Origin of the sequence: Saccharopolyspora sp. (assembly GCF_017434145.1) — a bacterium.
Taxonomy (GTDB): Bacteria; Actinomycetota; Actinomycetes; order Mycobacteriales; family Pseudonocardiaceae; genus Saccharopolyspora_C; species Saccharopolyspora_C galaxeae.
This window is the reverse complement of the sequence record NZ_JAFRFW010000341.1, coordinates 1-4167: the sequence shown is the minus strand read 5'-3', so window position 1 is coordinate 4167 and position 4167 is coordinate 1. Positions and strand designations below refer to the sequence as shown.

The 4167-nt window shown below is 69.5% G+C and carries 5 protein-coding genes; all 5 read right to left on the bottom strand.

The window, feature by feature from the left end; translation table 11 throughout:
- A partial coding sequence (locus IJH84_RS09515; protein WP_295142834.1) for an SDR family NAD(P)-dependent oxidoreductase occupies positions 1-309 on the bottom strand: 309 nt, incomplete at its 3' end.
- Positions 310-313: 4 nt separating this feature from the next.
- Positions 314-1663: a cytochrome P450 gene (locus IJH84_RS09510; RefSeq protein WP_295142831.1), complete on the bottom strand. Its 1350-nt coding sequence runs from the start codon at positions 1661-1663 to the stop codon at positions 314-316.
- An 85-nt stretch (positions 1664-1748) separates the two neighbouring features.
- Positions 1749-2696 (bottom strand): fumarylacetoacetate hydrolase family protein, encoded by a 948-nt coding sequence (locus IJH84_RS09505; RefSeq protein ID WP_295142828.1) that lies wholly within the window; start codon positions 2694-2696, stop codon positions 1749-1751.
- Positions 2697-2711: 15 nt separating this feature from the next.
- Positions 2712-3701, bottom strand: coding sequence for an amidohydrolase family protein (locus tag IJH84_RS09500; RefSeq protein WP_295142825.1), 990 nt, complete (start codon positions 3699-3701; stop codon positions 2712-2714).
- The coding region (locus IJH84_RS09495) for an FAD-dependent monooxygenase (protein ID WP_295142822.1) at positions 3698-4167 on the bottom strand (470 nt) is incomplete at its 5' end. The genes IJH84_RS09495 and IJH84_RS09500, both read right to left, overlap by 4 nt.

The following is a 4167-nucleotide window of genomic DNA, read 5'->3' as shown; positions in this document are numbered from 1 at the left end:
GGCGTTGTTGAACACCGCCGCCAGCGGCGCCGAAATCCAACCCCGTACTTCCTCGGCGAACCTCCGCTGGTCGGCTGCGTGTCGCACGTCGAGCACGCGGGTGAGCACCGGAGCGCGCAGCGACTCAGCGGTGGCTTTCAGACCGTCTTCGTCCACATCGGCGATGGCCACCGGCGAGCCGGTCCGGGACAGCCGCCGTGCCAGGCTGCGGCCGATTCCGGACGCGGCGCCCGTGATCACCACCGGCCGTCCGGAGATCTCGCAGACTCTGCGCGGCATCAGCACTCCTGTCCGTTCGGTTCTGCGCATGTCGTCACAGTATTGCGCAGGTTTCGCCACTGGAGGTTCGCCGCCGCACCACCGCGCGGCCGCCCTTCGCGGGCGCGTGCGCGATTCCGCGGGAACGCCAGCGCTCGCCGGGCTTCGTGGTCGGTAGCAAGGTGAAATCGCGCAGCATCGTGCGCAGCACCACGTCCATCTCCATGGTCGCGAACGCCGCACCGATGCAACGCCGATTACCGCCACCGAACGGAATCCATTGGTACGTATCGGGTTTCGCGCCCAGGAACCGGTGCGGATCGAACGTGTCCGGGTCCGGGAACAGCTGCGGGTCCCGGTGCACCAGGTCGACGCTGGTGAACACGATGGATCCCGCCGGCAGCCACCAGCGCCCCAGCTGCAGGCCGTTCGCCTTGATCTTGCGCTCGGTGAGCACGACGACCGGCCGGGTGCGCTGCACCTCGGTGATCGCGGCGGCGCGCAGTGCGCTGCCACCGGAATCGGCCTCCTCGGTGAGTTCGCGCAGCACCGCCGGATGCCTGCGCAGCCGTTCCACCGCCCACGCCAGCGTGTTCGCGGTCGTCTCGTGCCCGGCCGATAGCAGCGTGAGCAGCTGGTCGGCGATCTCGCTGCGGTCCATCCGGGAACCGTCGTCGTAGCGGCTTTGCAGCAGTAGCGCCAGCACGTCATCGCGTCCGTCCACATCGGAGTCCTGCTCCGCGTGGTCGATCATCGCGGCGATGCTCCGGTCGTATTCGGCCCGCAACCGCCGGAACCGCTGCCACGGTTTCCACAGTCCGACACCGTTGTCCGGCACCGGGAGCACGGCCAGCTTCGAGCCGAGCGTCACCAGCTGCGGCAGCAGCTCGCGCAGGCGGGCGGACTCGGCGGCCCGCGCGCCGAACACCGTGCGCAGGATGATGTTGAGCGTGAGGCGCCGCATCGAGGGCAGCGTCGCGAACCGCCGATCCTGCGGCCACGAGGCGAATTCGGCGATCGCCTCCTGCTCGACGATCTGCTCGTAGCGGGCGAGCCGGCGGCCGTGGAACGGCGGAACGAGCAGCTTGCGCTGCTTGCGGTGCTGTGCACCGGTGATCGCGAACAGCGATCCGGAACCCAGCACCCGGCCCAGGTTCACATCGAGGTTGTCGGCGATCTCCGGGCTGGTCCGGTACAGCTGCTTGACCTCGGATGGATCGCTGATGACCAGCGCCTTGCCGTAAAGCGCCAGTTGGATGGTGAACGTGTCCCCGTACCGGGCGCGCAGCCGCGGCAGACCGAGCCGCGGCGAGAGCACGGCGCGCGCGGTTTGCAGCGAGCGGGGAATCGATGGGCCTGGTGGCAGCGGCGAAGTCGCGTTCGACATCGGGGTCGCGTTGGACATCGGGCACCTCGCGGTCGCGGGACGCAAGCGTGCTGGCGACGTTACGCGGAGTCATCAGCCGCGGGCAAGGAGTCGCTGCGTGCACTCAGCGGCGCGCGCGGGAGCGTTTCCGCGCCCGGGGCAACGGTTTCACCGGCACGCCTGGAACGACCGTGTTGGAAACGCTGCCGATCCCTTCGGCGGTGAGCGTGACCTCGTCGCCGGGACGCAACGGCGGAGGGTCTCCACGCCCGTGCCGCCCCCAGAGCTCGGCGAGGCAGCCGCCGTTGCCGCAGGTGCCCGAGCCGAGCAGGTCTCCGGGCAGGATTCGGGTTCCGCGGGAGGCGTAGCTGAGCATCTCCTCGAACGTCCAGCTCATGTTGGAAAGCAGGTCCGAGCCGACCACCTCGCCGTTGACCTCCGCGGTGAGTCGCAGGTGGAGGAAGCCCTCGTCGTCGCGGTGCGGTTCCAGTTCGTCCGCGGTGACCAGGTACGGACCGAGGGTGCTCGCCGAGTCCTTCCCCTTGCACGGGCCGAGCCCGACTTTCATCTCGGCGGATTGCAGGTCCCGAGCCGAGAAGTCGTTGAAGATGGTGTAGCCGAGGATGTGCTCGCGGGCCTGCTCCGCCGTCAGGTCGGTGCCGGTGCGGCCCACGACAGCGGCCACTTCGAGCTCGAAGTCGAAGGCTGCGCAGCCCGGCGGGACGGGGACTTCGTCGTGCGCGCCGAGCACCGAATGCGGGTTGGTGAAGTAGAACGTGGGGGCGGCGTACCAGGCTTCGGGCACTCCGCCGCTGCCGTCGACGCTGCGGCGGACACCTTCGACGTGCTCCTCGAAAGTGACGAAATCCCGGATGCTGCGCGGCTCCAGCGGCGGAAGCAGTCGCACTTCGGTGACGTGCGGACCCGGCGACGCCTCCCGCGGGGGCGTGCCGAGGTCGGCTCCGGCGAGCACCAGCTCGGTCAACGAATCCCGCAGCGGGTGCAGCGTCCCGTCTTCGCCGACGATGCCGGAAGATCGTCGGCCGTTGTGTTCATACGTGGCGAAACGCATCCGTTGATCCTCCTATTAGGACGAGAATCCCAGCAGAGCCGCGGCGTTTTCTCCTCCGACAGCGCGGAATTCCTGTTCCGGCAGTTCCGCGGCTCGCAGCGCGCCCACCGGATCGGAAGTGCCCATGTCGAACGGGAAGTCGGAGCCGAGCACCACGCGATCCGCTCCGGCTGCGCGCACCAGCTCGCGCAGCACGTGCGGATCGTGCACCAGCGAGTCGAACCAGAGCCTGCGCAGATAGCTGCTGGGCGGGTGCTCGCACCCGGCGGCATCGGGACGAGTGCGCCACGCGTGGTCCGAGCGGCCGAGGTGCGTCGGCAGGTATCCACCGCCGTGCGCGGCGATGATCCGCAGACCGGGATGCCGGTCCAGCACGCCGGAGAAGATCAGGTGGGACAGCGCGACCGCGTTCTCGACCGGCTGCCCGACCGTGTTGGACAGGTACCAGCGGTTCAGCCGCTCGTCGAGCGTGCAGCCGAACGGGTGCACGAACACCACTGCGCCGGTTTCTTCGGCGCGCGCCCAGAACGGCTCGTACGCCGGATCGGACAGCTCGCGTCCCGGGGCGTGGCTGGAGATCTGCACACCCAGCAATCCGGCTTCCATCGCGTGCGAGAGGATCGCTGGCGCCGAATCGGGGTGTTGCAGCGGTACGAGCCCGAGTCCGCGGAGCCTGTCGGGCGCGGCGGCGCAGTGCTCGGCGGTGAGTTCGTTGGCCAGCCGATGCGCCCGTTGCGCGAGTTCCGCCTCCGCCCAGTAGTGGTAGTGCGACGGCGACGGGCTCACCAGTTGAACATCCACTCCGGACCGGTCCATTGCGGACAATCGCCGTGCTGGTTCGGTCAGCAGCGGAATGCGCGCCCGCACCATCGGCCCGTTCACGGCGAGCGCTTCGGGTCCGTTGCGGCGGGCGTCGAGTTCTCGGGCGACGTCGAGTCCCGGCTGCCCGGCCACCGCCTCCTCCACGCGCGGCAGCAGCACGTGCGCGTGCACGTCGATGATCACGGCGCCTCCTGGAGGCCGGACATCACGGGTTCCATGATCTCCGGGATGGCCGCACCGTCCGCACCGGCCAGCAACTTCTTGGTGATCTGCACGGAAGCTTCGACCACCGGGCGCACCCGCCGCGACCGGCGCTGCTGGTATTCGGCCAACAACGGCTCGTCCCATGCGTTTCGCGTGGCGAGCAGTTCGGCCAGCACGGAAGCGTCCTCAAGGGACATCGCCGCGCCCTGGGCCAGGGTGGGCGGGCAGCAGTGCGCCGCGTCCCCGGCCAGCACGACCCGGCCGCGGTGCCAGGGACCGGAGATCAGCAAGTGGTCGAACCGGGTGCGATTGACCTGCGCCGAGTCCGCGAGCGCCGCGCGGACACCCCGCCACGGCCCGCCGTAGCCCTCCGCGTGCGAGCGCATTTCCGCAGCGTACGAACTCTGCGCAAGGTTCGTGCCATCCCGGGTGCGCTCGACCAGGT